Source organism: Peribacillus sp. P4_C12, assembly GCF_056402095.1.
In genome coordinates this window covers 1-772 of the sequence record NZ_JBFUIB010001052.1, presented here as the reverse complement: position 1 = coordinate 772, position 772 = coordinate 1, and the positions used below count along the sequence as shown (strand labels likewise).

At 41.1% G+C, this 772-nt stretch carries 1 protein-coding gene; it reads left to right on the top strand.

The window, feature by feature from the left end; genetic code table 11:
- A partial coding sequence (locus tag AC1DUW_RS31190; protein WP_477644498.1) for an MFS transporter occupies nt 1–772 on the top strand: 772 nt, incomplete at both ends.

Below are 772 nucleotides of genomic sequence, written 5' to 3'. Positions count from 1 at the left end.
TTGCACTGGTAACAGCTGTTCCGGTTATTTTAGGATCTATTCTTCGCATTCCTCTTGGCTTTTACGCCAATCAGTTCGGGGCTAGGAAAATTTTCCTGATTAGCTTTATTTCGCTGTTATTCCCTGTTTATTATATCAGTATCGCGGACTCTCTTGCTGATTTGTTGATTGGAGGGCTTTTTCTTGGTATTGGGGGAGCCGTATTCTCTGTAGGAGTAACCTCTTTACCAAAGTATTATCCTAAGGAACGCCATGGCTTTATAAACGGAATTTACGGTGCAGGGAACCTCGGAACGGCTATATCAGCGTTTGCAGCACCTGTTGTAGCTACGAAGTTTGGCTGGTCTACAACCGTGCAGCTTTACCTTGTAATTTTGGCAGTCTTTATTGCAGGTAACTTCCTATTAGGAGATAAAAGGGAACTGAGAGTGAAAACACCGCTTTTAGAACAAATTAAGGGTGTCTACAAAAATGAAAAACTATGGCTGCTAAGCTTATTTTACTTTATAACATTCGGTTCTTTTGTTGCATTTACTATTTACCTGCCAAACTTTCTTGTAGCGAACTTTGGATTAGATAAAGTTGATGCCGGTATAAGGACAGCAGGCTTTATTGTCCTTGCTACTCTTATGAGACCAATTGGCGGGTGGCTTGCCGACCGCTTCCATTCTCTTATTCTGCTCATGTTTGTTTTTGGAGTTTATACGATTTCAGCAATGATCCTATCCTTTGCTCCATCTCTTGGCTGGTACACATTTGGCTGTTTAAGTAT